The sequence below is a fragment of the Pseudomonas sp. W15Feb34 genome (genome assembly GCF_023127765.1).
In the GTDB taxonomy this organism is placed as follows: domain Bacteria; phylum Pseudomonadota; class Gammaproteobacteria; order Pseudomonadales; family Pseudomonadaceae; genus Aquipseudomonas; species Aquipseudomonas synxantha_A.
In genome coordinates this window covers 1-26,607 of record NZ_SPKN01000008.1, presented here as the reverse complement: position 1 = coordinate 26,607, position 26,607 = coordinate 1, and the positions used below count along the sequence as shown (strand labels likewise).

24 protein-coding genes and 1 pseudogene are annotated in these 26,607 nt (G+C 58.8%); 17 read left to right on the top strand and 8 right to left on the bottom strand.

Going from position 1 to position 26,607, the window contains the following annotated elements:
• Nucleotides 1-62: 62 nt before the first annotated feature.
• The 5 genes and pseudogenes from E4O97_RS03820 to E4O97_RS03800 all read left to right on the top strand — a co-directional run bounded on the left by E4O97_RS03820 (nt 63) and on the right by E4O97_RS03800 (nt 4,800).
• The gene (locus E4O97_RS03820; RefSeq protein WP_078821260.1) at nt 63-1,247 is read left to right on the top strand and encodes an MFS transporter; all 1,185 of its coding nucleotides are present in this window, start codon (nt 63-65) and stop codon (nt 1,245-1,247) included.
• Nucleotides 1,248-1,254: 7 nt separating this feature from the next.
• Nucleotides 1,255-1,386: pseudogene (locus E4O97_RS03815) on the top strand (SDR family NAD(P)-dependent oxidoreductase); the annotation flags it as partial.
• A 65-nt stretch (nt 1,387-1,451) separates the two neighbouring features.
• Entirely contained in the window at nt 1,452-1,934 is a 483-nt protein-coding gene (locus tag E4O97_RS03810; protein WP_078821259.1) for a VOC family protein, read from the top strand.
• A gap of 326 nt (nt 1,935-2,260) precedes the next feature.
• Entirely contained in the window at nt 2,261-3,637 is a 1,377-nt protein-coding gene (locus E4O97_RS03805) for a cystathionine beta-synthase (protein WP_248160863.1), read from the top strand.
• Nucleotides 3,634-4,800 carry a cystathionine gamma-synthase gene (locus tag E4O97_RS03800; protein ID WP_032880897.1) on the top strand — a complete coding sequence of 389 codons (1,167 nt, stop codon included), beginning with the start codon at nt 3,634-3,636 and terminating at the stop codon, nt 4,798-4,800. The genes E4O97_RS03805 and E4O97_RS03800 overlap by 4 nt, the downstream gene beginning before the upstream one ends.
• 126 nt (nt 4,801-4,926) lie before the next feature.
• On the opposite strand, the gene E4O97_RS03795 is transcribed toward E4O97_RS03800, so the two are convergent.
• Entirely contained in the window at nt 4,927-7,125 is a 2,199-nt protein-coding gene (locus E4O97_RS03795) for an OsmC domain/YcaO domain-containing protein (RefSeq protein WP_248160862.1), read from the bottom strand.
• A gap of 320 nt (nt 7,126-7,445) precedes the next feature.
• On the opposite strand from E4O97_RS03795, the gene E4O97_RS03790 reads away from it, so the two are divergent.
• The 4 genes from E4O97_RS03790 (at nt 7,446) to E4O97_RS03775 (ending at nt 11,606) form a co-directional block, all read left to right on the top strand.
• Nucleotides 7,446-8,969 (top strand): AAA family ATPase, encoded by a 1,524-nt coding sequence (locus E4O97_RS03790; protein WP_248160861.1) that lies wholly within the window; start codon nt 7,446-7,448, stop codon nt 8,967-8,969.
• Nucleotides 8,966-9,859 (top strand): hypothetical protein, encoded by an 894-nt coding sequence (locus tag E4O97_RS03785; protein WP_248160860.1) that lies wholly within the window; start codon nt 8,966-8,968, stop codon nt 9,857-9,859. Before E4O97_RS03790 ends, E4O97_RS03785 begins: the two co-directional genes overlap by 4 nt.
• Nucleotides 9,860-9,978: 119 nt before the next feature.
• Entirely contained in the window at nt 9,979-10,539 is a 561-nt protein-coding gene (locus E4O97_RS03780; protein ID WP_032880893.1) for a cysteine hydrolase family protein, read from the top strand.
• A 14-nt stretch (nt 10,540-10,553) separates the two neighbouring features.
• Nucleotides 10,554-11,606, top strand: coding sequence for an FAD-binding oxidoreductase (locus tag E4O97_RS03775; protein ID WP_248160859.1), 1,053 nt, complete (start codon nt 10,554-10,556; stop codon nt 11,604-11,606).
• A gap of 14 nt (nt 11,607-11,620) precedes the next feature.
• On the opposite strand, the gene E4O97_RS03770 is transcribed toward E4O97_RS03775, so the two are convergent.
• Together E4O97_RS03770 and E4O97_RS03765 are read right to left on the bottom strand one after the other, a co-directional pair.
• The gene (locus E4O97_RS03770; RefSeq protein WP_078821254.1) at nt 11,621-12,418 is read right to left on the bottom strand and encodes a DNA polymerase III subunit beta; all 798 of its coding nucleotides are present in this window, start codon (nt 12,416-12,418) and stop codon (nt 11,621-11,623) included.
• Nucleotides 12,415-12,663: an AAA family ATPase gene (locus E4O97_RS03765; RefSeq protein ID WP_228308429.1), complete on the bottom strand. Its 249-nt coding sequence runs from the start codon at nt 12,661-12,663 to the stop codon at nt 12,415-12,417. Before E4O97_RS03765 ends, E4O97_RS03770 begins: the two co-directional genes overlap by 4 nt.
• A 188-nt stretch (nt 12,664-12,851) precedes the next feature.
• Here E4O97_RS03765 and E4O97_RS03760 point away from each other — a divergent pair, with 188 nt between their 5' ends.
• Both E4O97_RS03760 and E4O97_RS03755 read left to right on the top strand, forming a co-directional pair.
• The gene (locus E4O97_RS03760) at nt 12,852-13,277 is read left to right on the top strand and encodes a DUF2231 domain-containing protein (RefSeq protein ID WP_005787957.1); all 426 of its coding nucleotides are present in this window, start codon (nt 12,852-12,854) and stop codon (nt 13,275-13,277) included.
• Nucleotides 13,274-14,566 carry a sorbosone dehydrogenase family protein gene (locus E4O97_RS03755; protein ID WP_032880887.1) on the top strand — a complete coding sequence of 431 codons (1,293 nt, stop codon included), beginning with the start codon at nt 13,274-13,276 and terminating at the stop codon, nt 14,564-14,566. Before E4O97_RS03760 ends, E4O97_RS03755 begins: the two co-directional genes overlap by 4 nt.
• Before the next feature lie 30 nt (nt 14,567-14,596).
• Here the strand turns inward: E4O97_RS03755 and E4O97_RS03750 are convergent, their stop codons facing one another.
• On the bottom strand, nt 14,597-15,505 hold the full coding sequence (locus E4O97_RS03750) for a LysR substrate-binding domain-containing protein (protein WP_248160858.1): 909 nt from the start codon (nt 15,503-15,505) through the stop codon (nt 14,597-14,599).
• Nucleotides 15,506-15,597: 92 nt separating this feature from the next.
• Between E4O97_RS03750 and E4O97_RS03745 the strand changes: the two genes are divergently transcribed.
• Together E4O97_RS03745 and E4O97_RS03740 are read left to right on the top strand one after the other, a co-directional pair.
• On the top strand, nt 15,598-16,581 hold the full coding sequence (locus E4O97_RS03745; RefSeq protein ID WP_248160857.1) for a DMT family transporter: 984 nt from the start codon (nt 15,598-15,600) through the stop codon (nt 16,579-16,581).
• A complete protein-coding gene (locus E4O97_RS03740; RefSeq protein WP_248160856.1) occupies nt 16,578-17,438 on the top strand; it encodes an alpha/beta hydrolase in 861 nt (286 codons plus the stop codon). The genes E4O97_RS03745 and E4O97_RS03740 overlap by 4 nt, the downstream gene beginning before the upstream one ends.
• On the opposite strand, the gene E4O97_RS03735 is transcribed toward E4O97_RS03740, so the two are convergent.
• Together E4O97_RS03735 and E4O97_RS03730 are read right to left on the bottom strand one after the other, a co-directional pair.
• Nucleotides 17,425-18,828 carry an MFS transporter gene (locus E4O97_RS03735; RefSeq protein WP_248160855.1) on the bottom strand — a complete coding sequence of 468 codons (1,404 nt, stop codon included), beginning with the start codon at nt 18,826-18,828 and terminating at the stop codon, nt 17,425-17,427. The two genes, E4O97_RS03740 and E4O97_RS03735, sit on opposite strands and share 14 nt — an antisense overlap.
• A gap of 144 nt (nt 18,829-18,972) precedes the next feature.
• The gene (locus E4O97_RS03730; RefSeq protein WP_248160854.1) at nt 18,973-19,503 is read right to left on the bottom strand and encodes a GNAT family N-acetyltransferase; all 531 of its coding nucleotides are present in this window, start codon (nt 19,501-19,503) and stop codon (nt 18,973-18,975) included.
• 382 nt (nt 19,504-19,885) lie between these two features.
• On the opposite strand from E4O97_RS03730, the gene proP reads away from it, so the two are divergent.
• Both proP and E4O97_RS03720 read left to right on the top strand, forming a co-directional pair.
• Complete coding sequence (proP, locus tag E4O97_RS03725; RefSeq protein ID WP_005787944.1) at nt 19,886-21,388, top strand: glycine betaine/L-proline transporter ProP; 1,503 nt, start codon at nt 19,886-19,888, stop codon at nt 21,386-21,388.
• Between the two features lie 52 nt (nt 21,389-21,440).
• The gene (locus E4O97_RS03720; protein ID WP_032880879.1) at nt 21,441-21,941 is read left to right on the top strand and encodes a GAF domain-containing protein; all 501 of its coding nucleotides are present in this window, start codon (nt 21,441-21,443) and stop codon (nt 21,939-21,941) included.
• Here E4O97_RS03720 and E4O97_RS03715 read toward each other — a convergent pair.
• Nucleotides 21,919-22,839 (bottom strand): AraC family transcriptional regulator, encoded by a 921-nt coding sequence (locus tag E4O97_RS03715; protein ID WP_223018875.1) that lies wholly within the window; start codon nt 22,837-22,839, stop codon nt 21,919-21,921. The genes E4O97_RS03720 and E4O97_RS03715 overlap by 23 nt on opposite strands.
• 168 nt (nt 22,840-23,007) lie before the next feature.
• On the opposite strand from E4O97_RS03715, the gene E4O97_RS03710 reads away from it, so the two are divergent.
• Complete coding sequence (locus E4O97_RS03710; RefSeq protein WP_148853942.1) at nt 23,008-24,195, top strand: MFS transporter; 1,188 nt, start codon at nt 23,008-23,010, stop codon at nt 24,193-24,195.
• On the opposite strand, the gene E4O97_RS03705 is transcribed toward E4O97_RS03710, so the two are convergent.
• Nucleotides 24,188-25,009 (bottom strand): helix-turn-helix transcriptional regulator, encoded by an 822-nt coding sequence (locus E4O97_RS03705; RefSeq protein WP_032880875.1) that lies wholly within the window; start codon nt 25,007-25,009, stop codon nt 24,188-24,190. The genes E4O97_RS03710 and E4O97_RS03705 overlap by 8 nt on opposite strands.
• Nucleotides 25,010-25,105: 96 nt before the next feature.
• Between E4O97_RS03705 and E4O97_RS03700 the strand changes: the two genes are divergently transcribed.
• On the top strand, nt 25,106-26,317 hold the full coding sequence (locus E4O97_RS03700; protein WP_078821240.1) for an MFS transporter: 1,212 nt from the start codon (nt 25,106-25,108) through the stop codon (nt 26,315-26,317).
• Nucleotides 26,318-26,607 lie beyond the last annotated feature (290 nt).

Genomic DNA, 26,607 nt, shown 5'->3' with positions numbered 1-26,607 from the left:
GCAAGGGCTACTGCTTGAAAAGGCTGGATTGTAGCATTCGGCACACAGATGAGGAGTCAACCATGCGTATCAATCCACCCCTTGTAGCCTTGTCCATCGGTGCCTTCGGCATCGGGGTCACGGAGTTTGCGCCCATGGGCATGTTGCCCGGTATTGCCGCCGATCTTGGCGTATCCATTCCAGCCGCCGGGCTGCTGGTGAGTGCCTATGCCATGGGCGTGCTGATCGGCGCGCCGATCATGACCCTCGCCACGGCGAGAGTGCCGCGTCGTTATTTGCTGATCGGGCTGATGGCGATTTTTACCCTGGGCAATTTATTGTCGGCGCTGGCCACCAACTACCAGACCTTGATGATCGCAAGGCTGGTGACGTCGCTGAACCACGGGGCGTTTTTCGGCATTGGTTCGATTGTGGCAGCCAGCGTGGTAGCGCCGGAGAAACGCGCGGGAGCGGTCGCGGCGATGTTTCTCGGGCTGACCTTGGCGACCATCGGCGGCGTGCCGCTGGCGACCTGGTTTGGCGAGAACTTTGGTTGGCGCACGGCGTTCTGGGGGATCAGCGGCCTCGGTGCGGTGGTGATGGCGGCGCTGTGGTGGGCGCTGCCGAATGCACCCGCGCCTAAAGGCGGCAGCCTGATGGCGGAAATCCGCGTATTGGGCCGCGGGCCGGTGCTGGCCGCGTTGGCGCTGACCGTGGTGGGCTCCAGTGCGATGTTCACGGTGTTCACTTACATCGCGCCGATTCTGCGCAACGTCACCCACGCCTCGACCAACTTCGTCACCGGGATGCTTGTGCTGTTCGGGATCGGGCTGACCCTGGGCAACGTGTGGGGCGGCAAGTCGGCCGACCGCTCGGTGGACCGTACCTTGATCACCTCGCTGGTGGTGTTGATTGCCGTGCTGCTGGCCTTCTCGGTACTGATGCAATGGCCGCTGCCTGCCGCCGTGTCGATCCTGCTATGGGGTGCCGCCAGTTTTGCGCTGGTACCGCCGTTGCAGATGCGTGTGATGGAGGCCGCCAAGGATGCGCCTAACCTGGCGTCGGCGATGAACATCGGCGCGTTCAATTTTGGCAATGCGATTGGTGCGGCGCTGGGTGGCGCGGTGATCAACGCCGGTCTGGGCTACCCGGCCATTTCCCTGGCCGGTGCAATCATGGCAGGCCTGGGCTTGCTGATGGTGCTGGGTTTGGCCTGGCGCTCGCGGCGTGCGGGTTTACGCACTTGCCGGGAAGCCGTGCAAGCCTGAACAGCAGGCTGGAAAGCCCCAAGGCCAGTCGATTCCTGTCCATGACGTGGTGCAAGTGGTGCGCATGACGCTGAACTTGTCGCCGGCCAGTTTCGTCAAGGACATTACCTTGCCGGCGATCCTGGATGAGCGGTTCTGAACGGGGCGGAACGCCCGCGGTTATCGTCTAGACTTCACGCACCTTCCAACCCGAGGAGCCTTGCGATGAACAACAAAAATACGATCTGCCTCTGGTACAACAACGATGCCCTGGAGGCGGCGACCTTCTACGCCAACACCTTTCCCGACAGTAAAGTGGGGAACGTTCACCATGCGCCTGGCGACTACCCGGCCGGCAAGCAGGGCGAAGTGTTGACCGTGGAATTCACCGTGCTGGGTATCCCCTGCGTCGGCCTCAATGGCGGCCAGATGTTCAAGCACAGTGAGGCGTTTTCCTTTCAGGTGTCTACGGATGACCAGGAAGAAACCGATCGCTTGTGGAATGCCATCGTCAACAATGGTGGGCAGGCAAGCGCCTGCGGCTGGTGCAAGGACAAGTGGGGGTTGTCGTGGCAGATCTCGCCACGGGTGTTGGTCGATGCGGTCACCAGCAAAGATCCTGCCGTCGCCAAGCGTGCGTTTGAGGCGATGATGAAAATGACCAAGATCGACATCGCTACCATCAAAGCCGCCATTGCCGGGAACTGAACTGTGGGAGCGCTCGAGCCTTAGCGAGGCCGCGATGGCGGTGGGTCAGGCAACATAAATGCCGACAGCACCGCCGCCATCGCAGGCAAGCCAGCTCCCACATTTGGATCGCGTGGCGTCAGGTAGGTATGGGTCGGCAATCCGACAAGCCAACTCCCACCTTTGATCTTCAGCGCAATCCTGAATTGCGCGCCCTCCCCCATGCGCCAAAAAAAGTCATGCATCGGACCGCCCGGTTGCGACCCGGGCGATACCGGCCTATGTTTCAAGCCATGCTGTGATTTGCTGTCCCCCACCCTGTGCCCATCCCGTAACCAGGTGACGACATGCCTACCCTTTCCCGCCCTGCCGTACTTGAACTGATCGGTAACACGCCGCTGGTCAAGGTCAGCCGCTTCGATACCGGCCCTTGCACGCTGTTTCTAAAGCTTGAATCGCAAAACCCTGGCGGCTCCATCAAGGATCGCATCGGCTTGGCCATGATCGACTCCGCCGAGCGTGATGGGCGCTTGCGTCCTGGGGGTACCATCATCGAAGCCACCGCCGGTAATACCGGCCTGGGCCTGGCGCTGGTAGGCCGGGCCAAGGGGTATCGGGTGGTGCTGGTAGTGCCCGACAAGATGTCCACGGAAAAAGTGCTGCACCTGAAGGCCATGGGCGCCGAAGTACATATCACCCGCTCCGATGTGGGCAAGGGCCACCCGGAGTATTACCAGGACGTGGCGGCACGGCTGGCCAAGGATATTCCGGGCTCGTTCTTTGCTGATCAGTTCAACAATCCGGCCAACCCGCTGGCCCACGAAACCAGCACCGCGCCGGAGATCTGGGCGCAGACCCAACATGATGTCGACGCGATTGTGGTCGGCGTCGGCTCGGCCGGCACCCTCACCGGCTTGACGCGTTTTTTCAAGCGTGTGCAGCCCGATCTCACGATGGTACTGGCCGACCCGGTGGGTTCAGTCATGGCCGAATACAGCCGCAGCCGGCAACTTGAAACGCCTGGCTCCTGGGCCGTGGAAGGCATCGGCGAAGACTTCATCCCGTCGATTGCCGATCTGTCCAGCGTGCGCCACGCCTACTCCATCAGCGATGAAGAGAGCTTCGACCACGCCCGCCAATTGCTCAAGGCCGAAGGCATTCTCGGCGGCTCGTCCACCGGCACCCTGCTCGCCGCTGCCCTGCGCTACTGCCGCGAGCAAACCGAGCCCAAGCGCGTGGTGACCTTTGTGTGCGACACCGGCACGCGTTATTTATCGAAGGTTTACAACGACCAATGGATGAACGACGCCGGCCTGCTGCAGTACAAACATTACGGCGACCTGCGCGACCTGATCGCCCGCCGCTTCGAAGACGGCCGTGTGATCAGCGTGAGCCCCGACGACACCCTGCTCACTGCGTTCCAACGCATGCGCCTGGCGGATGTGTCGCAACTGCCGGTGCTGGTAGACGGCCAACAATTGGCAGGCGTGATCGACGAATCGGACATTCTGCTGGGCCTGCACCATGACGCGGCGGACTTTTCCATGACCGTCGCCAGCGCCATGACCGACACCTTGCACACCCTGCCCACCAGCGCCAGCCTGGCCGAACTGCAGGCAGAACTGGATCGCGGCCTGGTCGCCATTATTGCCGACGCCTCGGGCTTCCATGGCCTGATCACCCGCGTCGACCTGCTTAATCACCTACGGAGATCCCTTGCATGAGTCAGCCCGATAAAAGCGCGTTTGCCACCCGTGTGATCCACGCCGGGCAGTCACCCGACCCGACCACGGGCGCGCTGATGCCGCCGATCTACGCCAACTCCACTTACCTGCAAGACAGCCCCGGTGTGCACAAGGGCTTCGACTACGGCCGCTCCCACAACCCCACGCGTTTTGCCCTGGAGCGCTGCGTGGCCGACCTTGAAGGCGGCAGCCAGGCCTTTGCATTTGCGTCGGGGCTGGCGGCGATTTCCACCGTGCTCGAATTGCTCGATGCCGGTGCGCATATCGTTTCGGGCAATGACCTGTATGGCGGCACCTTCCGGCTGTTCGACAAGGTGCGCCAACGCAGCGCTGGGCACCGTTTCAGCTATATCGACCTGAGCGACTTGTCGGCCTTTGAAGCGTCGTTGCAGGACGACACGCGCATGGTCTGGGTCGAGACCCCGAGCAACCCGCTGCTGAGCCTCACCGACCTGCGCGCCGTCGCACGCATCTGCCGTGCCCGCGGAATTATCTGCGTGGCCGACAACACCTTCGCCAGCCCGTGGATCCAGCGGCCGCTGGAACTGGGTTTCGATATCGTGGTGCACTCCACTACCAAGTATCTGAACGGGCATTCCGATGTGATCGGCGGTATCGCCATTGTCGGTGACAATCCGGACCTGGCCGAACGCCTGGGCTTCCTGCAAAACTCGGTCGGTGCCATTGCCGGGCCGTTCGATGCGTTCCTGACGCTGCGCGGCGTGAAAACCCTGGCGCTGCGCATGGAGCGCCATTGCAGCAATGCCCTGGAGCTGGCCACCTGGCTGGAACAGCAACCGCAAGTGGCGCGGGTGTACTACCCCGGCCTGAAATCCCATCCACAGCACGCGCTGGCCAAGCAGCAAATGCGCGGTTTTGGCGGGATGATTTCGGTGGATTTGAACAGTGACCTGGCCGGTGCCAGGCGCTTTCTGGAGAACGTCAGGATCTTCGCCCTGGCCGAGAGCCTGGGTGGTGTGGAAAGCCTGATCGAACACCCCGCGATCATGACGCACGCGAGCATCCCGGCGGCCACGCGGGCGCAGTTGGGGATTGGTGATGGGCTGGTGCGGTTGTCGGTGGGGGTTGAGGATGTGGAGGATTTGCGAGCGGATTTAGCCCAAGCCTTGGCACACATCTAACGTCAAATATCGAGCAAAATGTGGGAGGGGGCTTGCTCCCGATAGCAGGGTGTCAGTCACTGTATTTGTTGACTGATACACCGCTATCGGGAGCAAGCCCCCTCCCACATTAAATCAACTGCGTAATCAGCCTTGGGTGATGTTGGCTCGTGCACTGTGCAGCTTCTTGTAGCTGTCGATCAAGCGCAGATGCCGGTCCAGCCCTTCGAGCTTCATGCTGGTCGGCGTCAACCCGTAGAACCGCACACTGCCGTCCACCGAGCCGATCACCGCGTCCATGCGCTCATTGCCGAACATGCGCCGGAAGTTGGCCTCGTAGTCGGCCAGCTCCAGGTCGTCATCCAGCTCCATCTCCAGCACCGCGTTCATCGCCTGGTAAAACAGGCCGCGCTCGACGGTGTTGTCGTTGTACTGCAGGAACATCTCCACGCATTCCTTGGCTTCTTCATACTGCTTGAGGGCCAGGAATATCAGCAGCTTCAGCTCAAGGATGGTCAACTGGCCCCACGCGGTGTTGTCGTCGAACTCGATGCCGATCAGGGTGGTGATGTCGGTGTAGTCGTCCAGCTCGCTTTCAATCAGGCGTTCGACCAAGGCTTGCAGCTCGTCCTCGTTGAGGCGATGCAGGTTGAGGATGTCTTCGCGGAAGAACAGCGCCTTGTTGGTGTTATCCCAGATCAGGTCGTCCACCGGGTAGATTTCCGAATAGTCCGGCACCAGGATGCGGCAGGCGGTGGCGCCCAGGTGTTCGTACACCGCCATGTAGCACTCCTTGCCCATGCCTTCGAGGATACCGAACAGTGTCGCGGCCTCCTGGGCGTTGGAGTCTTCGCCGTGGCCGGAGAAGTCCCACTCGACAAACTCGTAATCCGACTGGGCGCTGAAGAAGCGCCACGACACTACGCCGCTGGAGTCGATAAAGTGCTCGACGAAATTGTTCGGCTCGGTCACCGCCTGGCCTTCGAAGGTCGGCTGCGGCAGGTCGTTCAAGCCTTCGAAGCTGCGGCCTTGCAGCAGCTCGGTGAGGCTGCGTTCCAGCGCCACTTCCAGGTTCGGGTGCGCACCGAAGGAGGCAAACACGCCACCGGTGCGCGGGTTCATCAAGGTCACGCACATCACCGGGAATTCACCGCCCAGGGACGCATCCTTGACCAGCACCGGGAAGCCCTGGGCCTCCAGCCCCTCAATACCGGCGAGGATGCCAGGGTATTTAGCCAACACCTCGGCGGGTACATCCGGCAGGGCGAATTCGCCTTCGATGATTTCGCGCTTTACCGCCCGCTCGAAAATCTCCGACAGGCACTGCACCTGGGCTTCGGCCAGGGTGTTGCCGGCGCTCATGCCGTTGCTCAGGTAGAGGTTTTCGATCAGGTTGGACGGGAAATACACCACTTCACCATCGGACTGGCGCACGAACGGCAGCGAGACAATGCCTCGGGCTTCATTGCCCGAGTTGGTGTCGAACAGGTGCGAACCGCGCAACTCGCCCTCGCGGTTGTAGATCTTCAGGCAGTAGGCATCGAGGATTTCACTCGGCAGCTCATCGTCCGGGCCCGGCTGAAACCAGCGCTCATCCGGATAATGCACGAACGGCGCATTGGCCAGCTCTTCGCCCCAGAACTGGTCGTTGTAGAAGAAATTGCAGTTGAGCCGCTCGATAAACTCGCCCAGCGCCGACGCCAGTGCGCCCTCCTTCGTCGCGCCCTTGCCGTTGGTAAAGCACATCGGCGAATGCGCATCGCGCACATGCAGCGACCAGACATTGGGCACGATATTGCGCCACGAGGCGATCTCGATCTTCATGCCCAGCCCGGCGAGGATGCCGGACATGTTGGCGATGGTCTGCTCCAGCGGTAGGTCCTTGCCAGCAATGTAGGTGCCCGCCTCGGACGTGGAATTGGGCATCAACAACGCCTGGGCGTCGGCGTCGAGATTTTCCACCTGCTCAATCACGAACTCCGGCCCGGCCTGCACCACTTTCTTCACGGTGCAACGGTCGATGGAACGCAGGATGCCCTGACGGTCCTTGTCCGAGATGTCCGCCGGCAGCTCGACCTGGATCTTGAAAATCTGGTTGTAGCGGTTTTCCGGGTCGACGATGTTGTTCTGCGACAGGCGAATATTCTCCGTGGGAATATTGCGCGTCTGGCAGTACAACTTCACAAAGTACGCCGCACACAACGCCGACGAAGCCAGGAAGTAATCGAATGGCCCCGGCGCCGACCCATCGCCCTTGTAGCGGATGGGCTGGTCGGCAATGACCGTGAAGTCATCGAACTTGGCTTCAAGCCGAAGGTTGTCGAGAAAGTTGACCTTAATTTCCATGCGGGCACACCAGAATAACGAGCTAAACAAATTGGCGGCCATTATGAAGCGTTTCGCCGGGAAGTCTCAGGGTTTTGCGTGTGGGTTGCCGATCGGTGGTAACGGCCACCCCCTCGCCTTCGTCGTTCCCTGCTCCCCCCTAAGGCAACGCACGATAGCGCACCAGCGTTACTGCCACAGGAAAGCGCGCGTCGGAAATTGCAGCCTACCTTGGGCATCACGCCAATAGGAACGTGGCGTTGTTTGCCGCGCGACTGGCGCCGTTTCACCACGGAGCAACGCATGGCATAATGCCATAATTCAGATATCCGAATAAAATCATGATAAGTAAAATTGAAGTAGATGATCGAGTCATTAACCTGAACCTTGAAAAAGACGGAACACCAAATATCTTCGACATAGATTCAATCTCTTTAATTATCGGAAATAACGGTTCAGGAAAAACGACCATCTTCAAAAAAATAATCGATAAATTTTTACCCTCCTCACGATTTGGAAGATACTTCTGTGATGTCGTACTCGACTCAAAAAAAGAATTAACATTTGCAGAGATGCGAAACAGATGGGGCGCAATCTACTACTCCCCAGTCCAACACGGGCGCCGTGTACACACCAGCAGAAATTTTGTTGACGTGTCACCTAAGTGGGGAGAATCAATTTCAGCGTTTGATCTTCGTCCTTATACACAAATTCTCAGTGCATTTGATATATCTCCTAAAATTTATGCCAGCAGAACCATTAACATAAGAAACACTTGTAAAAACCTTATTGATTTATTACTGGTCAAAAACGCACTGAATGATGTGCCGATAAAGCTCGCCGAGCTATTTCCAGACCTCTTCACCTATTTCGACCACTTGCGCAGCCCGAAACCAGTCATGAGCTTGGAGTTTTCGTCGTTCTCGATGGAAGAGAAGGATGGTGAGCCCGCTGAAGAGGGCGTCATCAAGAAGCGAATAATTGAAGATTCAGCAGCGATACTCTATCGGGAATTACAGCAACATGCGAAAAGTGAAGAGTCATTATTTGCTTTTTTCGCAGTACTGGAACATCACCTGACCACTCAAACACCCGACCGTATATTTCAGCATGTCGTCTTCGAAGCCATCGGTATACGAGACGCATGGTTTATTGGGGCTCGCCCAGAAAAAGCAGATCGCCTGTATCAAGAAGTAGACGCAATCGAAAAATTTCTAACCCGTCGCGCCGCGCATATAAAACTGGGTAGTAAAGCGTATGCCGAGGTTGTCCTGGCGCTTACTGAAGATGCCTCTTCCTTGAAAAGTTCGGGCATTGATCTTTTTTTCGACGTCGGCTTTCAAAATATGAGCTCCGGGCAATTTGCAGTTATAGCGCAACTTGCATTGCTCTCTGAAGCCATCAACACTTACGCAAAAAAAGGAATCGATAAACTACTGATACTCATTGACGAAGGTGATGCTTTCTTGCACCTGGAGTGGCAGCGTCGATATATAAGCCAGCTCAACTCACTATTGTCCGATTTAAAAAAACAAAAGCACATTAGCTCCCTCCAACTTATCATTGCTACCCACTCACCCTTATTGGCCACCGACATCCCTAAACAATTCATCTGTCGAATGGAGTCTTTCGACGAAAGTGTTACACCTAGCGCATTCGCAGCGCCGTTGCACACACTGCTAAATCAATCATTCGGTGCCAAAACGATAGGAGAATTTGCATCCACCAAAATTAGGTGTGCGATCGAAGCCATAAGGGAAGGTCAAGATTCTATCCTAGATAGATTCATCGTTGAGAGCATCGACAACCCTATTATAAAAACCGAGATTTTGCGCATCTCCGAATACACCAAGGAAAAAAATTGATAGTATCAATCAATCAGAACTGGGTGGATGCCGAAGTCGAACATACAATCTACCTGAAAAAAATAATTCACAATTTTCTTCACTCACAATATAGTATTTGCGGACCAAAAACGCCTGCGTATTACTTTGTTCGCGAAGCGAGAAAACTGATTATCTCGCATACGCTATCAGATATTTCCAGCAGCATAACAATCCTTAACACTCACACTCGACGCCTAGGAACGCAAAAAAAGCGACTTCTCACAGAGCTGAAGAAAATATTCAACTATGACAAATTCATCAGCAAGCATGGAGCGTGGAACGCTTATGCTCTATGCAAAAAATCCAAAACCAGAATCTGCCCTTACTGCAATCATGCCTACGCCTTTACTATAGAATGTAAGCGTGGAGCCTTTCGCCCTACACTAGACCATTTTTTCTTAAAAGATCAATATCCTCATCTCGCGTTAACGCTGTACAACCTTGTACCAAGCTGTGCGACTTGTAACTCTAGCCTCAAGGGCGAGGAAAATTTTTACCAAACACCTCACCTAAATCCTTTATTCGATCATGAGGTTATCACGTTCCAGCTTTTTAGCACGGGGGACCCTTCAGGACTTCTCGATGACATTTCGCTCAACCTTCAAAATGTAAAATTGGCAGCGATAGCCCCCACCCGCTGTGTCAAATCCCAAAACTCACTGAGGACCTTCATTGTCAACGAGAGATACGAGCTTCTTCTGATGGAGGCTGTTGATTTTTTTGTGGCTAAAGTTAATTACGAGGAAGCAAAGGTCAATACTCAAATTGGATTGCAATTTAGCGAGGCGTCGCAGCTCAGATTTGATCGCACCCAGCACAATAAATATTTATTGGGTAAAATGTTTGCCGACATCTATGACACTTTTTAGTAATTTTTTATCTTCTGCAAAATAATGACGAACACCTCTCTACTCTTTGGGTAGAGCACGATTTAAGCTAGGGCTCAGGCTGAAATATTTTTTTTAACCCACCACAAAAAGGATAGGCCATGGAACCGATATCGACGAACGCTGCACTGGTGATCATTGATATGCAGAGAGGCATGGCCGATCCCGCCCTGGGCCGCCGCAACAACCCAGACGCCGAACTGCGCATACAACAGTTGCTCAATGCCTGGCGACAGGCGCAACGCCCGATCGTCCATGTGCGGCATATCTCCCGCTCTCCCGGCTCGGTGTTCTGGCCAGGCCAACCAGGCTGTGAATTCCAGGACACGCTGCAACCCCTGGGTCACGAGCATGTGGTGGAAAAAAATGTACCGGATGCCTTCATCGCCACGGGCCTGGAACGCTGGCTGCACATGCGCTCGATCAAACAACTGGTGATCGTAGGCGTCATCACTAATAACTCAGTGGAGGCCACCGCACGCTCTGGGGGCAACTTGGGGTTCGACGTAATCGTGGCGGCGGATGCCTGTTTTACTTTCGATCAAACCGACTTGTCGGGACGCCTGTGGCTCGCCGAAGACGTGCACGCGTTATCGCTCAGTAACCTCGCGATGGACTATGCCAGGGTGCTCCAAAGCGGTGAAATCCTCACCCATTGTTAACAGAGAGGGCGGACATGAATCAGGGCAAGCGCATTGTGGTCATTGGCGCCGGTATCGTCGGGGCTTCACTGGCCTATCACCTGGCCGGCAAGGGTGCGAAGGTGACGGTGGTCGATGCCGGTGACGTTGCTTGCGGGGTCACGGCTACTTCGTTTGCCTGGATAAACACTACCTGCGACGCACCCGACCCCATCGCCTCATTGCGCAGTGCTGCGATTGACGCGTATCACCGCCTGGAACATGAGTTGCCCGACGTGAAGATACGCTGGACGGGCGCCCTGTGTTACGGCCCAAACATTCAACCCAGGGCGAACTCACGGATCACTCGTGAGCGTATCCAGGCACTTGAGCCGCAGTTGAAAAACCCGCCTGAATTCGCTCAATTCAAAGCCGAAGAAGGCTCACTGGACGCTGTACAAACCACCCATGCGTTAATAGCCGCCGCCCAGGCCCTCGGTGCCAGGCTGCTGACACACAACCCAGTGCTGGGCTTCAGCAGGCAGGGTTCGCAGGTCACCGGCGTTGAAACCCGCCGGGGCGTCATCCATGCCGACAGGGTGGTGCTCGCAGCCGGAACGGGCACGGCAGCACTGACAAGCCTGCTGGGTTTGCCCTTGCCGATAGACGCCTCGCCAGCGATTTTCATCCGCTACAGCGCCCCGCCCGGGATTGTGCACACGCTCATTTCCAACCCTGAAATGGAAGTACGCGAAAGTGCAGAGGGTATTTGGCTGTCAGCCGAAGACTACCTTGGCAACGCCCCGGAACATCAGCCCGCCGCCATCGCCCGCCGCACCGCCCTGGCCATTGCCGGTGAGCTTGAGGGCGTCACTTCCATCCAGCCACAACTGGCGTGCGTCGGGCTCAGGCCCATCCCCGTCGATGGCCTGCCGATCATTGGCGAGTTGCCGAGTGCCAACGGTGTGTATGTCTGCGTGATGCATCCAGGCGTGACACTTGCGGCCATCGTGGGGCAGTTGGTCAGTGAAGAGATCATGGAGAGCATAACGTCCCCTGCCCTGGCGCCTTGCCGACCCGAGCGCTTTTTCAATCCTGAAAAGAGTTAGACGATTGCGGGCGCTCACGCATTCGATTGATTCCTGTCTCCAGCCGCTGAAACCATCCAACTTAAAAATGCGCGCAATCGCGTGCTGAACGTCTCGCACTCGGCGCTTGGGTTGCGTGCTTCAAACAGGAAATAGGCAATGTGTACGCGCATCGAGGGGTAATGCTCTACGAATAGCGCGACGTATTCTTCCAGCGTATGCGGCCACATCCGTGCTTCTTTCGGGCGCAGGGTATGGGTGGCGCGGATCAAGGCCCGCGAAGCTTCCCGCTGCAAGCGATGGCGTATGTGTTCAGTGCTGGCCTGTTCGATGCGCACCAGGTAGCCGGTGAGCGCCTGCTCGAAATCACCATTGACCGCCAAGGCGATAGCCCGGGACGGGCGAAACGCTTCGAAGTGCTGTGACAGGTCTTCGCCCCAGACACAACGGCAATGATGTTTGAGCCAGAAGCCCCAACTGTTTCGGTTTTCATGTGCCAAGACTTGAGCACGATGACCGATGTCGAAATCGATCTTGGTGACTTGCCGATGCCGTTGCTCCAAGGCGATTCGAGCCGCCTCCAATTGCTCAAGCACGGGCGCATCCGGTGGTTCGATCAGTATCAGCGTGAGATCCAAGTCGCAAATCCCGACCTCGGCCTGGCCCCGTGCGACGCTGCCATACAGGTAAATCCCGTGCAGCCCCAACGCGGGCTGGGACAGGGTGGCGCAGATATCCACCAGCACGGGCTTGAATTCGGGTTGTATAGGCGCATCGGCGACGGTGAGGATAAAGCCGTCGGCATCGATACCCGCAGGTTGTTGGGTGCTCATGGCCGATGCACCTTGATCACCAGCCCTTCTTCTTCACTCGGCACGCAGAAGCGGCGAGTGAGCAGGTCGAACTCGGCGTCGGTCGCGGCAAAGTCATGCTCACCCCGGACGTTACGCTCATTCAGGCGGGCGCGGCAGCAGTGGTCTTCGCTGAGCACAATGGCCGCGTGCTCGGCAGCCAGGGTTTTGGCGAGCGTGGACTTGCCGGAGGCGATCTTGCCGCACAACAGATGCAGGGTTGGCATAAAACGATTCCTTGTTGGGGCCAAGCAGGATGAGTCATGGAGCTGGCGTCGTAAACACATCCAGGTACATCTGCCAGGAAACATCTCCACCTCTCAATGAACTTTCTGACAAATGACAGGCTCCTTTCCTATGCGAAGTCAGCGCGCCCTGAGTCCAGGGTGCAGAACGATAAGGAGCCGCCACCGACATGACTACCCTACCCACCTACCCCGTCGTCAGACCTGGCCCGCTGCATGGGACCTTACTGGCCGGCACCGTGCCGTTGTTTCTCGGCGCCTTGCTCAGTGATATCGCCTACGGCCAGAGTTACCAGATCCAATGGGCCAACTTCGCCTCCTGGCTGATCGCCGGGGCGCTGGTGTTCTGTGGTTTTGCCCTGTTGTTTGCGCTGGTCAACCTGGTGCGTGCCGAACACAAGGGCGGGCGCCCCGTGGCGTATTTCCTGCTGTTGCTGGCTACTTGGGTACTCGGGCTGATCAATGCCTTCCAACACGCCAAGGACGCGTACGCCATGATGCCCACCGGCCTGGTGCTGTCGGCGATTGTCACCGCCCTGGCGATCATCGCCACCTGGATCGGCTTGACCAACCTGCGCTCAGGAGCTGCCCGATGAAACCACTCAACACATTGACCGTGCTCAGTGCTGCCCTGTTGCTGAGTGCCTGTGGCGGCGAAGGTGACAAGACCCAAGCCCGCGGCCCCGATCCCAAGCTGCCCGAACAACAAAGCAGCCTGCTGCCGAGCATGAAGATCGCCGAGCCCACGCCTTGGGGCGAACAAAAGCCCAAGGTGCCCGAAGGCTACAGCGTGACCGCCATCGCCACCGACCTGGCAATCCCCCGCCAAACTCTGGTGTTGCCCAACGGCGACATCCTCGTAGCCGAAGGCCGTGGCGGCAGTGCGGCCAAGCTCAAGCCCAAGGACGTGATTGCCAGCGTGATCAAGGCGCAGGGCAACACCAAGGTCAAAGGCGGCAACCGCATTACCCTGCTGCGCGATGCCGACGGCGACGGCACCTATGAACTCAAGACTGTGTTCGCCGACAACCTCAACGCCCCCTATGGCCTGGCATACGCCGACGGCAAACTCTATGTGGCCAACCAGGACGCGCTGGTGCGTTTCGATTACGCCGACGGCCAGACCAAGGCCAGTGCGCCACCGGTCAAAGTCACCGACCTGCCGGCGCAGATCAATCACCACTGGACCAAGTCCTTGGCGGTCAGTGATGACGGGCGCCAGCTGTATGTGGGCATCGGCTCCAACAGCAACATCACCGAACGCGGCATGGAAGTGGAGATTGACCGCGCCATGGTCTGGCAGATCGACGCGGCCACTGGCGCGCACAAACCCTACGCTACCGGGCTACGCAACCCCACGGCACTGACCATCCAACCGGGCTCCGGGCAACTGTGGACGGTGGTCAACGAACGCGATGAACTCGGCCCCGACCTGGTGCCGGACTACCTGACGTCAGTGCGCGAAGGTGCCTTCTACGGTTGGCCCTACAGCTACTGGGGCCAGAACGTCGACCCACGCGCACAACCGCAGAACCCAGCCAAAGTAGCCTCGGCGATCAAGCCCGATTACAGCCTGGGTTCCCATGTGGCCGCGCTGGGGGTGGACTTTTCCATCCCGGCCATGGGTGAAAAATTCGCCGAGGGTGTGTTCGTCGGCGAGCACGGCAGTTGGAACCGCGACGCGCCGGTGGGCTACAAGGTGATCTTTGTGCCGTTCAGCAATGGCAAGCCGGCGGGCGAGCCCATCGACTTCGCCACCGGCTTTCGTGGTGACGACGGCAAGACCCGTGGGCGCCCGGTGGGCGTGACGGTGGACCCCAAAGGTGCGTTGATCATTGCCGACGACCTGGCCAATACCCTTTGGCGCGTCACCCGTAATAAATAACCGGGTGTGACAGGGGCGGCGACGCCCCTGTCAGTCGTCCTTGTGCAATTGCGCTTCAAGCCAGGCCAGCAACGCAGCCACCTCCTCCCGACTGCTTGCCCCATGCTGCCTGTACACCGAAATAGCCTCCGGCAGAAACACGCTTTCAGCACAGGGGCGCACCAGTGCCCCACTGTCAATCAGCCTGCTGGCGGTGCGACGCCAGCCCATCGCAACACCGTGCCCTTCCACCGCCGCCTGCAACATCAGCGGGTAGCTGTCAAAGGTGGCACTGCGCGCATCTTTGGCCAACACCCGCCCGAACACCTGCAGCCACTCATCCCACTCCATCAAGTGCGGAGGCTCAGAGCTATGGTGCAAAAAGGTGCAAGGCTGTAACTCACCGAGCGGTAACGGCTGCTGCGGGCACAGATAGGCGGGACTGCACACCGGAAACACTTCATCAGAAGCGGTAAACATCAGCGTATGGGCACCACTGGCGCGCCGGGTACTTTGCAGGGCGACATCGAAGTGGCCCTCGAATTGCGTGATGGGCCGCGTACAGGTCACCACCTGGATCTCGACCTGCGGGTATTGCTGGTGGAAGGTCGACAGGCGCGGCATCAACCAATAAAACGCCTCGCACAACTGGCACAACAGCACCACCCGATTGCGTTGCGGCGCCGTGCGCAGCTGAGTCGCGCCATCACTGATGCTTTGCAACGCGGCACTGACCACCCGCCCCAATTCACGCCCCTCTTGCGTCAGGAACACCGCACGGTTGCGCCGACTAAAGAGTTTCACCCCCAGGTTATCTTCCAGCCCGCGAATCTGCCGGCTGACAGCCGCCTGGGTGATGTGCAGCTCATCGGCCGCCTTGGAAAAACTTTCCAGGCGCGCAGCGGCTTCAAACGGCAACAGGCTGGCGAGGGGCGGTAAGGTTTTGCCAAGTAGATTCATAATCTGAGGTAATGCATCAAGGGCCGAGAACTCGTTTGTAGCACAGCCGTGCGGCTGGGCACCATGGATCCATTACTTCATGGATCAGCCTGATGAGCACTTCCCAAGCTTCAGTCTTTACCGGCGTGATATGCGCGGTGGTCGCCACCCTTGGCTGGGCACTGAACTTCATTGCGCCCTACGTCACCGGGGCCTACAGCCTCTACGATCTGATGGCTGTGCGCTTTCTGATAGCCGGCGGGCTGGGCATCGTCTGGATGATTGTGTGTCGAGCGCAACTGCGGATGCTCAGCCATGGCCAGTGCCTGCTCGCGGCACTGCTGGGCGCACTGGGTTGCCTGGGCTACGGCGTTTGCATTGCAGGCGGCGTGATCGTCGGTGGCCCGGTGCTGACGCCAGCGTTTGTCGGGATGGTCCCGGTGCTGCTGGCGCTGATAGGCAACGCCAGCGATAAAACCCTGCAGTGGCGTCAACTGGTTATGCCGTTGCTCAGTCTCTCGGTGGGGCTGTTACTGGTCAATATCAGCAGTCTGCACCAGCCCTCTTCGGGCAGCGGCTCCTGGTTGGCCGGTCTGTTTTTTTCTTTGGGCGCCGTCGCCTTATGGATGGCGTTCAGCGTGCTCAACCAACAGCAACTGGCGCACCTGCCGGCCAAGGTGACAGGTGTGTGGACCGCCCTGATGCTAGTGGGGGCCGGTGCCGCTGCGCTGATCATCCTCCCGTGGCTATACGTGTTGGGCGTGTTGCGGTTGCCCACCCTTGGCGCTGGCTGGAGCCAGGCATGGCCGCTGTATGCCTGGAGCCTGGTGATCGCCATGATGTCCACCGTCGTCGGCGCCTGGGCCTGGAACGCCGCGACGCGGCGCCTGCCCATGGTATTGAGCGGCCAGTTGATTGCCCTCGAATCACTCTTCGCCAGCCTGCTGGGCCTGTGGTTTCACCAGCGCTGGCCAACGCCCATGGAAACAGCGGGCCTGGCCGCGGTATTGATCGGCGTAGTAATGACAGTTCGTATCATCCTGGCGGACGTAAAGACCGTCACAACCCACGATGCTTTAGGAGAGATTCAATCATGACCCACGCAAGTGATGCCTTGGCACTGCGCGAAACTTTCGACTTTCACGGGCAGTCGGTGCGCTGGGGCCAACTCGGCACTCAGGGCCCGGCCTTGGTGATGGTGCATGGCACGCCTTTCTCTGCTCATGTGTGGCGACGCATCGCGCCATTGTTCGCCCAGCACTGTCGAGTGTTCTATTACGACCTGCTCGGCTACGGCCAGTCGCAAAAGGCGCCGGGGCAGGACATCTCCCTCGGCGTGCAAAACACCTTGCTGGCCGCACTGCTTGAACATTGGGGCCTGGAACGTCCTCATCTACTCGCCCATGATTTCGGCGGTGCCACGGCACTGCGCGCGCATCTGCTGGATGGCTGCAACTACGCCAGCCTCACCCTGATCGATCCCGTTGCCCTGGCGCCCTGGGGTTCGCCGCTGATTCAGCATGTGCGTCAACATGAACGGGCCTTCAGCGATGCGCCGGCATACATCCATCAAGCGATCGTGCGTGCCTATCTTCAGGGCGCCGCTTTCAAGTCGCTGCCTGCCGAGGTATTGCAAGCTTATGTCACGCCATGGACAGGCGAGATTGGCCAGGCCGCCTTTTACCGACAGATCGTGCAAATGGATCAGCGTTATACCGATGCGATAGAAGATCAACTCGCCAGCGTCCGCTGCCCGGTGCTGCTGCTGTGGGGTGAAGAAGACCGGTGGATCCCGCTGGCGCAAGGCGATGCACTCGCTGGCAGATTGGCCGGGGCACGCTACCTGCGTATCCCCCATGCCGGGCATCTGGTGCAAGAAGATGCACCAGAAGCCATCGTTGCCGCGCTGATGGCGTTTCTACGGTTGCCTGAAGCGGCCCCTAAAGATCAGTAATTTCCTTGTGACGGGGCACCAATGCCTTCATCACGCTCCAGGCCACCAGGTAAGCCAGGGCGCAGATGGCAAACATGATCATGTAGCCGGTGTGGATGTCGTTGACAGACTTGTAGTAGTCGAACACCCAACCGCCGATCTTGGTCATGACCACACCGCCCAGGCCCCCGGCCATGCCACCAATGCCGACCACCGAGGCCACGGTTTTCTGCGGGAACATATCGGACACGGTGGTGAAGATATTGCACGACCACGCCTGGTGCGCCGAGGCCCCCACGCCAATCAGCAACACCGGTACCCAGAAGCTCAGGTAACCCAGAGGCTGTGCCAGCAACACCACCAGCGGGAACAGCGCAATCACCAGCATGGCTTTCATACGCCCGTCATAAGGTGCATCGCCGCGCGCCATGAAGTAGCTCGGGAACCAGCCGCCACCGATGCTGCCGACCATGGTCATGCTGTACAGCACCGCCAGCGGCATGACGATATCGGCGCCTTTCATGCCGTATTGCGCCGACAGATAGGTGGGCAGCCAGAACAGGAAAAACCACCACACACCGTCAGTCATGAACTTGCCAAAGGCGAACGCCCACGTCTGGCGGTAAGTCAGCAGTTTGAACCAGGAGACTTTCTTTGCGTTGGCGCCCGTAGGCTCAGGAGTGAAAGGCTGTACGGTCTGATCGCTGCGGATGTAGGCCAGTTCTTCAGCGGACAGTCGTTTTTGCTGTTCCGGTTTTTCGTACACGGCGGCCCAGACTGCCACCCACACAAACCCCAACATGCCAATGACCATAAACGCCGCTTCCCAACCCCACCAGCCTGCGATCAACGGCACGCAGATCGGCGCCAGGATCGCGCCGACGTTGGCACCGGAGTTGAAGATGCCGGTAGCCAGTGAGCGTTCTTTCTTGGGAAAATATTCAGCGGTGGCCTTGATCGCGATAGGGAAATTACCCGCTTCGCCGATCGCCAACACGGCACGCGACAGCATGAACCCGGCAATCGACACCGGAATCACCACCAGGCCGACAGCGCTGCTGACCGCCGCAATGCCCTCGCCCATCGGCACCGAAAACGCATGCATGATCGCCCCAGTGGACCAGATGCCGATCGCCACCACATACGCGGCCTTGGTGCCGATCTTGTCGACAAACCGCCCGGCAAACAGCATGGAAATCGCGTAGACGAACTGGAACACCGCGGCGATGTTGGCGTAATCGGTGTTGCTCCAGCCAAATTGTGTCGAGAGTTGCGGCGCCAAAAGGCTCAGCACCTGACGGTCGAGGTAGTTGACCGTGGTCGCGAAAAACAGCATCGCGCAGATCGTCCAGCGATAGCTGCCGACCGCCTGGCCGACACGATAGGCACTGATGGGCTCGTTCAGATTCATGGCATCACTTTTTTATTTTTGTTAGGTAGGACACATGTAACGTCATATGTCGTCGTACAACTGTGACTTTTATATCGGGACGCCTGCGCAGTGTCAATCGGAACAAGCGCCGTTTATCGAGCAATTACGTACGTATGAAAAATATCAGGCGCCAGCGGTTGTAGGATGACAAACCCGCAACACCAGGCTGGGTGCCTGGCCAGGTACGTCGTCCAGCAGGCCGAAGGGCTGCATGCCAATCTTCTCCAGTACGCGGATCGACGCGGCATGATCGGGTCGTACCAGACCGAAAACCTCGGGCAAACCCAAGGTTACAAAAGCCAGCTCCAACGCGTCACGGCCCACCTCGGTGGCGTAGCCCTGCCCCCAGGCTTCGACGGCAAAGCGATAACCGAGGTTGATGCGTCGATGTGTCAAATAGTTAAGCGGTGCAATGCCGCCAAACCCGATGATGTGTTCGGGCGCTTCTTTACGGGCAATCGCCCACCAGCCGTAGCCGTGAGTGGCCCATTGCTCCATCCAGTGAGCCAACAAGCGTTGGGCCGTCGCAAGATCGGGCATGGGCCCGTCCGGGTTGAACAGATTGGTCTGCGGATCACCGAAGATCGCAAACAACCGCTGGACATCTGCCAGTCGTGGTTGGCGGTAGATGAGGCGTGAATGGCGGTTTGGCATACAAATGACGTCTCTATTTGCGGCATGAGGCTGCGAGCGGAGTTTAGCCAATATCGCTATCGTCGCCGCAGTCAGTTAAGCGAATGAAATGCTTAAAGCAGCGACGACCCAATGTGGGAGAGGGCCTGCCCCCGATGGCGGTGAGTCAGTTAATAAATAAGCGTCTGGCAGCACTGCTATCGGGGGCAAGCCCCCTCCCACATTTAAATTTGGTTGAGGCGTCGATTTGCACGTCGCCGCGAGGGCACTCACACGATATTTTCGCTAATGCGAGAAAAAACACCCGATGCGGTGAATTTTTTCGTGTCCACTTGTATCTGAACTGACAGAGCGGTGCCATCGTAGCGATGGCACCTCCCCGTTCAGCTTTAGAGTGGCCCGCATGAAACTACGGAAAAAACGCGTCAAACCCATCGGCTTGAAAGACATCACCATTGTCGACGACAACAAGATGCGCAAGGCGATCACCGCCGCCGCCCTTGGCAATGCCATGGAATGGTTCGACTTCGGCGTGTATGGCTTTGTCGCCTATGTGCTGGGCAAGGTGTTCTTCCCCGATGCGTCCCCCAGCGTACAAATGATCGCCGCATTGGGTACCTTCTCGGTGCCCTTCCTGATTCGCCCACTGGGCGGTCTGTTCTTCGGTGCCTTGGGAGATAAGTACGGGCGGCAAAAAGTCCTCGCTGCCACCATCGTGATCATGTCCCTGAGCACCTTCGCCATCGGCTTGATCCCCGGCTATGCCTCCATTGGCATCTGGGCGCCAATCCTGCTGCTGCTGTGCAAAATGGCCCAGGGCTTCTCGGTAGGCGGCGAATACACCGGTGCGTCAATCTTCGTGGCCGAATACGCCCCGGACCGCAAGCGCGGCTTCCTCGGCAGTTGGCTGGACTTTGGCTCCATTGCCGGTTTCGTCCTCGGCGCGGGTGTGGTGGTACTGATCTCCACCGTGCTCGGCGAAGCGGAATTCGAATCCTGGGGCTGGCGCCTGCCGTTCTTCCTTGCCCTGCCCCTGGGCATCATCGGCCTGTACCTGCGCCACGCACTGGAAGAGACTCCAGCGTTCCAGCAGCATGTCGACAAGCTTGAACAGGGCGACCGCGAAGGCCTGAGCCACGGCCCTAAAGTCTCGTTCAAGGAAATCGCCACCAAACACTGGCGCAGCCTGTTGACCTGCATCGGGATCGTCGCGGCGACCAACGTGACGTACTACATGCTGCTCACCTATATGCCCAGCTACCTGTCGCATAACCTGCACTACGCCGAAAACAGCGGCGTGTTGATCATCATCGCGATCATGGTCGGCATGTTGTTCGTGCAGCCATTCATTGGCTTTGTCAGCGACAAGATCGGCCGCAAGCCGTTCATCATCGCCGGCAGCATCGGCCTGCTGTTTCTGTCGATCCCGGCGTTCATGCTGATCACCAGCGGCAAGACCGGCTTGATCTTCAGCGGCCTGCTGATCCTGGCGATCGTGCTGAACTTCTTTATCGGCGTGATGGCCTCGACCTTGCCAGCAATGTTTCCAACGCACTTGCGCTACAGCGCCCTGGCCAGTGCGTTCAACGTCTCGGTGCTGATCGCCGGCGTCACGCCAACCGTCGTCGCCTGGCTGGTGGAGAGCACCAACGACCTGTACATGCCCGCCTACTACCTGATGGTGTTTGCCGTGGTTGGCCTGGTCACCGGCCTGACCATGAAAGAAACCGCCAACAAGCCACTGCGCGGCGCGGCCCCGGCGGCTTCCGACATGGAAGAAGCCAAAGAACTGCTGCAGGAGCATCACGACAACATCGAGCAGAAGATCGAAGACATCGACGCCGAGATTGCCGCGCTGCAAGCCAAGCGTGAAAACCTGGTGCAGCAGCATCCACGGATTAACTAAGACCTGACTGTGCGTGGTCGCGCCAAGCGACCACGCCACTGGAGTGCCCAGCATGGTTTCAAGCGTCACCGCACAATCGTTACTCAGCGCAGACGAACGCGCCGCTATCGCAGAAATCGAAGCGACTACCAATATCCTCAAGCTGGTCACGCGCCTGACCGGGATGAGATTTGCCGGCATTGCCAAATTCACCGACCTGGAATGGGTGGTGTGTTCGGCCTACGACCCTCTGCAAATGGGCATCAATGTCGACGACGTACTCGACCTGGAAACCACCCTGTGCAGTGAGTTCTGCATCGACCCTCAAGCCCTGTTCATCCCGCAGATCAGCCATAACGGCCGCTTTGCCTCGCGCCCGGTGGTCAAGCAATACGCCATCGAAAGCTATGCCGGTGCACCGATCTTTCTGCCCGATGGGCGCCTGTTCGGCGCGCTGTGTGCGCTGGACTCACGGGCAATGCTGTTCGATGACCCCAACCTGCCTGAAACCCTGAGCCTGTTTGCGCGGCTGATCGGCTGCATTTTCTACGCTAACCTGGCCCCGGATCAGTAACCCCCGCCCTGCCCCGCAGGGCGACCATGTCGCGCTTGGGTGGCACGCCAAACAAGCGACTGTACTCACGACTGAACTGCGACGGGCTCTCATAGCCCACTTTGAACGCTGCGCTGGACACGTCCTGGTGCTCGTTCAACATCAAGCGCCGCGCCTCATTCAAGCGCAGCCATTTCTGGTACTGCAGCGGGCTCATCGCCGTCAGTTGCCGGAAGTGATGGTGGAAGGTCGCCGCGCTCATTTGCACCCGCGCTGCCAATTCTTCCACGCGTAGCGCCGCATCGAAATTCAATTTCAACCAATCGATAGCCTTGGCAATCCGATAACCCTGCCCGTCCACCGAACAGATCTGGCGCAGGCGGCCAGCCTGGTCGCTTTTCAATAGGCGGTAATGAATCTCACGCTGGATCAACGGGGCGAGCACCGGAATGGCTTCAGGCTCCTCAAGCAACGCGACCAGACGAGCGAATGCGCTGAGCATACCGTCGGTGACCGTACCGATACCCACGCCTTTCAGCACCGCACGCTCTCGGGTTGGCGGCAGATCACCTTGGGCAATCAACTCGGCCAACATGCGCAAGTCCAGTTTGAACGTCAGCCCCAGGCAGGGTTGCTCGGGGCTGGCGACCAGCACCTCCGAGTTGGCCGGAATGTCCAGCGACGTCACCAGAAAGCGCGAGCTGTCGTAGGGGTAACCCTCACCACCGGCCCACAATTGCTTCTGGCCCTGCACCACCAGCACGATGCACGGTTCGACCATGCACACCACAGGCGCGGCCGGTTGTTCACGCCGATAGAACCCCAGCCCGGGAATCGGCATGGGGTAATCGCCGGGCGACGGGGTGCGCGACTCGATGGAGTGCGCGAGGGTTTGCAGGGACGCAGGGTGGATGCTCATAACGGACTCTTTTGCCTCTTTGCGCAACTTTACTCCCGCACGCCTCGCGAGTCCCAGGTATACCGCGAGACTCAGAGGATCAGGCAAGTAATCTGGCGAATCGAACTATGGAGCATGGGGTTTGATCCGGAAAATGCGCAGGCCATTACGCATTAACGGGTTTACGCCATGTCTGATACACCTACCAAAAGCAGTTGGGGCGCGGTGCTGGCGATGTCGCTCGCCGCGTTCGCCCTGGTCGCCTCCGAATTCATGCCCGTCAGCCTGCTGACACCGTTGGCCGCCGACCTGCACATCACCGAAGGCCAGGCTGGCCAGGGCATTTCCGTATCCGGGGTGTTTGCCCTGCTCACCAGCCTGGTGATCGCCTCGATCGCTACGCGGGTGGACCGCAAGCGCCTGTTGATGGCGTTGACGCTGCTGATGATTATCTCCGGCACCGTGGTAGCGTTCGCGCCCAATTACCTGGTGTTCATGCTCGGCCGAGCCTTGATTGGCGTGGCGATTGGTGGCTTCTGGTCATTGTCGGCGGCCACGGCGATGCGCCTGGTGCCGCAAGCGCAGATACCGCGGGCCCTTGCCATCGTCAACGGCGGCAACGCGCTGGCAACGGTGATCGCCGCGCCGCTGGGCAGCTTTCTCGGCGGGATCATCGGCTGGCGCGGTGCGTTCTTCTGCGTGGTGCCGGTCGCGGTGGTTGCACTGGTATGGCTGCTCGCCAGCCTGCCCGCGCTGAAAAACCAGGGTGAGGCGAAAACCGCCAATGCCTTGCGCCTGATGAAAAACCCCAAGGTGGCCTTGGGCATGTTCGCCGTCAGCGTGTTCTTCATGGGCCAGTTCATGTTGTTCACCTACCTGCGCCCGTTTCTGGAAAGCGTCACGCGGGTTGAGGTTTCTACGCTGTCGTTGATGCTGTTGGTGCTTGGCCTGGCAGGCCTGGCCGGTACGTTTTTGATTGAACGTTTCCTCAAGCACAACCTGTACCCGACACTGATTGCCATCCCGCTGATCATGGCAGGCCTCGCACTTGCGCTGGTGGAATGGGGCCATTCAACGATCATAACCACGCTATTGCTCGGCAGTTGGGGCCTGGTGGCAACCGCCGCACCTGTAGGCTGGTGGACGTGGCTGGCGCAAACCCTGCCCGATGACGCCGAAGCCGGCGGCGGATTGATGGTGGCTATCATCCAATTGGCGATTGCTGCCGGCGCCACCGTCGGCGGCGTGGCGTTCGACCTGAGCGGCTACCAGGCCACCTTTGAACTCAGTGCCGGCTTGCTGGTAGTCGCCACCCTGCTCGCCTGCCTGACGTCACGCCGTGCTGTGCAAGCTCGTGTTATCAGCGGTGCTACCTGAAAAAATGACTCGGCGTCTTGCCAAACTGTTTCTTGAACATGCTGGTAAAGGCGCTGGGGCTTTCGTAACCCAGTTCAAATGCCACGTCGATAATCTTCTGCCCTACCGCTATGCGCTCCAGCGCCAGCAGCAGCCGCGCCTGCTGGCGCCATTGGCCGAAGGTCATGCCGGTTTCCTTGCGAAACAGGCGCTGAATGGTGGTTTGATCCAGCCCAAGGCGCGCGCTCCAATCGGCGACGGTGGAGGCATCCCCCGGTTCGTCCTGCAACGCCAGGCAAATCTGGCTGAGGCGCGGGTCGGCAGGCTGCGGCAGGGACAACGGCAAGTCCGGTAGGATCGCCAGTTCGTCGAGGATCAGGTGCATGATCCTGGTATCGCGTGAGTCCTCGGCATACGGCGGCTTCAGGCTCACCGAGGCCTTGATCAGTTCACTCAACAGCGGCGAAACCGTCACCGTCTTCGGCTCGGCTGGCAAGTTCGGGAAGCTGTCCGGGCGCACGAACACGCTGCGCATCTTCAACGTGCCCACGCATCGCAGCGAATGGACTTGCCCGCACGGCATCCAGAAGCCACGGTTGGGTGGCACCGTCCATTGATTCAGCGCCGAATACACCACCATCACCCCGCCAATGGCATAGAGCAGTTGATGCTTGTTGTGACTGTGTTCCGGGATCACCCAGTTTTCCGGATAATCGGTGGCCGAACTGATGACGGCCCAATCACCTTCATCGATCTCTTGGAGAAATTTGTCTAGGGATTTGATTGTTTCGCCCTTTTTGCGATGGTTTATGCCCGAATTTCGCGAGACAGGCATTTTCTTCGAATTTAGCATAGCTTTCGAAACAATTAGAAATGGCTGCCAGCTAAAGTACTGTCTGCCCCTGTTCGCTGCCTTGTATGGAATGCCCGCATGTCGAGCCTCACCGCGACACCCGCCGCTGCCACCACGACACCCCAGGTAAGCCCTCTGGTCATGCGCGTCCTCGGCGCCTGCGCCCTGGCGCATATGATCAATGACCTGATCCAGGCCGTACTGCCGTCGATCTACCCGATGCTCAAGGCCAACTACGGCCTGAGCTTCACCCAGGTCGGCCTGATCACCCTGACCTTCCAGTTGACCGCCTCCCTGCTGCAACCGTGGATCGGCTATCACACCGACCGCCACCCCAAGCCCTGGCTGCTGCCGGCGGGCATGGTGTGCACCTTGATCGGTATTTTGATGCTGGCGTTTGTCGGCAACTTCCCGGCAATTCTGCTCGCGGCGGGGCTGGTGGGTGTCGGCTCGTCGACCTTCCACCCGGAAACCTCGCGGGTCGCACGCCTGGCGTCCGGTGGGCGCTATGGCCTGGCGCAGTCGACCTTCCAGGTCGGCGGCAACACCGGCAGCGCGTTCGGCCCTTTGCTGGCGGCAGCGATCATCATTCCCTACGGCCAGACCCATATCGCCTGGTTCGGCCTGTTTGCGGTGTTCGCGATCCTGGTGCTGTATGGCTTGAGCCGCTGGTACCGTCACCATCTCAATCTGTTCAAGCTCAAGCAGGGCAGCCAGGCGACCCATGGCTTGTCCAAAGGCCGCGTGACTTTCGCCCTGGTGGTTCTGGCCGTGCTGGTGTTCTCCAAGTATTGGTACATGACCAGCCTGACCAGCTACTTCACCTTCTACCTGATTGAAAAATTCCAGCTGTCGGTGGCCAGCTCCCAGATGTACCTGTTCCTGTTCCTTGGCGCGGTGGCGGTCGGCACCTTCGCCGGGGGCCCGATCGGCGACAAGATCGGCCGCAAGAAAGTCATCTGGTTCTCGATCCTCGGCGCCGCGCCGTTCACCCTCGCCCTGCCCTACGTCGACCTGTTCTGGACCGCCGTACTCAGCGTGGTCATCGGTTTCATCATCGCCTCGGCGTTCTCGGCCATTGTGGTGTTTGCCCAGGAACTGGTGCCGGGCAACGTGGGCATGATCGCTGGGATATTCTTCGGCCTGATGTTCGGTTTCAGCGGAATTGGCGCAGCGTTGCTGGGGTTGCTTGCCGATAACCACGGGATCGAATACGTCTACAAACTGTGCTCGTTCCTGCCGTTGGTGGGCATCTTGACGGTACTGCTGCCGTCGACCAAAGGCGTTTGAACGAAGGCAGGTGAGTATTTACCTGATCAAACTGTGGGAGGGACTTGCGCCCGGTAAGCATAGGTATCTTCACAACTTTGGTGCGACGCCGAAACTGTGGGAGGGGGCTTGCTCCCGATGGCGGCCTCAGGGCCGATCAGGATGCTGGGTCAGACCGAGTACATATCCGTTATTTGGGTAACGGCCACTATTGGTCCCGCTCTTACAGCGGCTCACTTTTGAAAAGCGCAAAATTAAGCAAAACGCTCTTGCCCCACCACTCGGCACCTCGCTTAGGCTCGGTGTGCCCG

Bases quoted from the DNA above. Each gene is read 5' to 3' on its own strand.
- E4O97_RS03780 (WP_032880893.1), top strand. From the start codon at position 9,979: ATGGAACCGATATCGACGAACGCTGCACTGGTGATCATTGATATGCAG.
- E4O97_RS03700 (WP_078821240.1), top strand. From the start codon at position 25,106: ATGTCGAGCCTCACCGCGACACCCGCCGCTGCCACCACGACACCCCAG.
- E4O97_RS03775 (WP_248160859.1), top strand. From the start codon at position 10,554: ATGAATCAGGGCAAGCGCATTGTGGTCATTGGCGCCGGTATCGTCGGG.
- E4O97_RS03745 (WP_248160857.1), top strand. From the start codon at position 15,598: ATGAGCACTTCCCAAGCTTCAGTCTTTACCGGCGTGATATGCGCGGTG.
- E4O97_RS03715 (WP_223018875.1), bottom strand. From the start codon at position 22,839: ATGAGCATCCACCCTGCGTCCCTGCAAACCCTCGCGCACTCCATCGAG.
- proP (WP_005787944.1), top strand. From the start codon at position 19,886: ATGAAACTACGGAAAAAACGCGTCAAACCCATCGGCTTGAAAGACATC.
- E4O97_RS03710 (WP_148853942.1), top strand. From the start codon at position 23,008: ATGTCTGATACACCTACCAAAAGCAGTTGGGGCGCGGTGCTGGCGATG.
- E4O97_RS03810 (WP_078821259.1), top strand. From the start codon at position 1,452: ATGAACAACAAAAATACGATCTGCCTCTGGTACAACAACGATGCCCTG.
- E4O97_RS03740 (WP_248160856.1), top strand. From the start codon at position 16,578: ATGACCCACGCAAGTGATGCCTTGGCACTGCGCGAAACTTTCGACTTT.
- E4O97_RS03760 (WP_005787957.1), top strand. From the start codon at position 12,852: ATGACTACCCTACCCACCTACCCCGTCGTCAGACCTGGCCCGCTGCAT.
- E4O97_RS03755 (WP_032880887.1), top strand. From the start codon at position 13,274: ATGAAACCACTCAACACATTGACCGTGCTCAGTGCTGCCCTGTTGCTG.
- E4O97_RS03790 (WP_248160861.1), top strand. From the start codon at position 7,446: ATGATAAGTAAAATTGAAGTAGATGATCGAGTCATTAACCTGAACCTT.
- E4O97_RS03735 (WP_248160855.1), bottom strand. From the start codon at position 18,828: ATGAATCTGAACGAGCCCATCAGTGCCTATCGTGTCGGCCAGGCGGTC.
- E4O97_RS03730 (WP_248160854.1), bottom strand. From the start codon at position 19,503: ATGCCAAACCGCCATTCACGCCTCATCTACCGCCAACCACGACTGGCA.
- E4O97_RS03720 (WP_032880879.1), top strand. From the start codon at position 21,441: ATGGTTTCAAGCGTCACCGCACAATCGTTACTCAGCGCAGACGAACGC.
- E4O97_RS03750 (WP_248160858.1), bottom strand. From the start codon at position 15,505: ATGAATCTACTTGGCAAAACCTTACCGCCCCTCGCCAGCCTGTTGCCG.
- E4O97_RS03705 (WP_032880875.1), bottom strand. From the start codon at position 25,009: ATGCCTGTCTCGCGAAATTCGGGCATAAACCATCGCAAAAAGGGCGAA.
- E4O97_RS03820 (WP_078821260.1), top strand. From the start codon at position 63: ATGCGTATCAATCCACCCCTTGTAGCCTTGTCCATCGGTGCCTTCGGC.
- E4O97_RS03805 (WP_248160863.1), top strand. From the start codon at position 2,261: ATGCCTACCCTTTCCCGCCCTGCCGTACTTGAACTGATCGGTAACACG.
- E4O97_RS03765 (WP_228308429.1), bottom strand. From the start codon at position 12,663: ATGCCAACCCTGCATCTGTTGTGCGGCAAGATCGCCTCCGGCAAGTCC.
- E4O97_RS03770 (WP_078821254.1), bottom strand. From the start codon at position 12,418: ATGAGCACCCAACAACCTGCGGGTATCGATGCCGACGGCTTTATCCTC.
- E4O97_RS03800 (WP_032880897.1), top strand. From the start codon at position 3,634: ATGAGTCAGCCCGATAAAAGCGCGTTTGCCACCCGTGTGATCCACGCC.
- E4O97_RS03795 (WP_248160862.1), bottom strand. From the start codon at position 7,125: ATGGAAATTAAGGTCAACTTTCTCGACAACCTTCGGCTTGAAGCCAAG.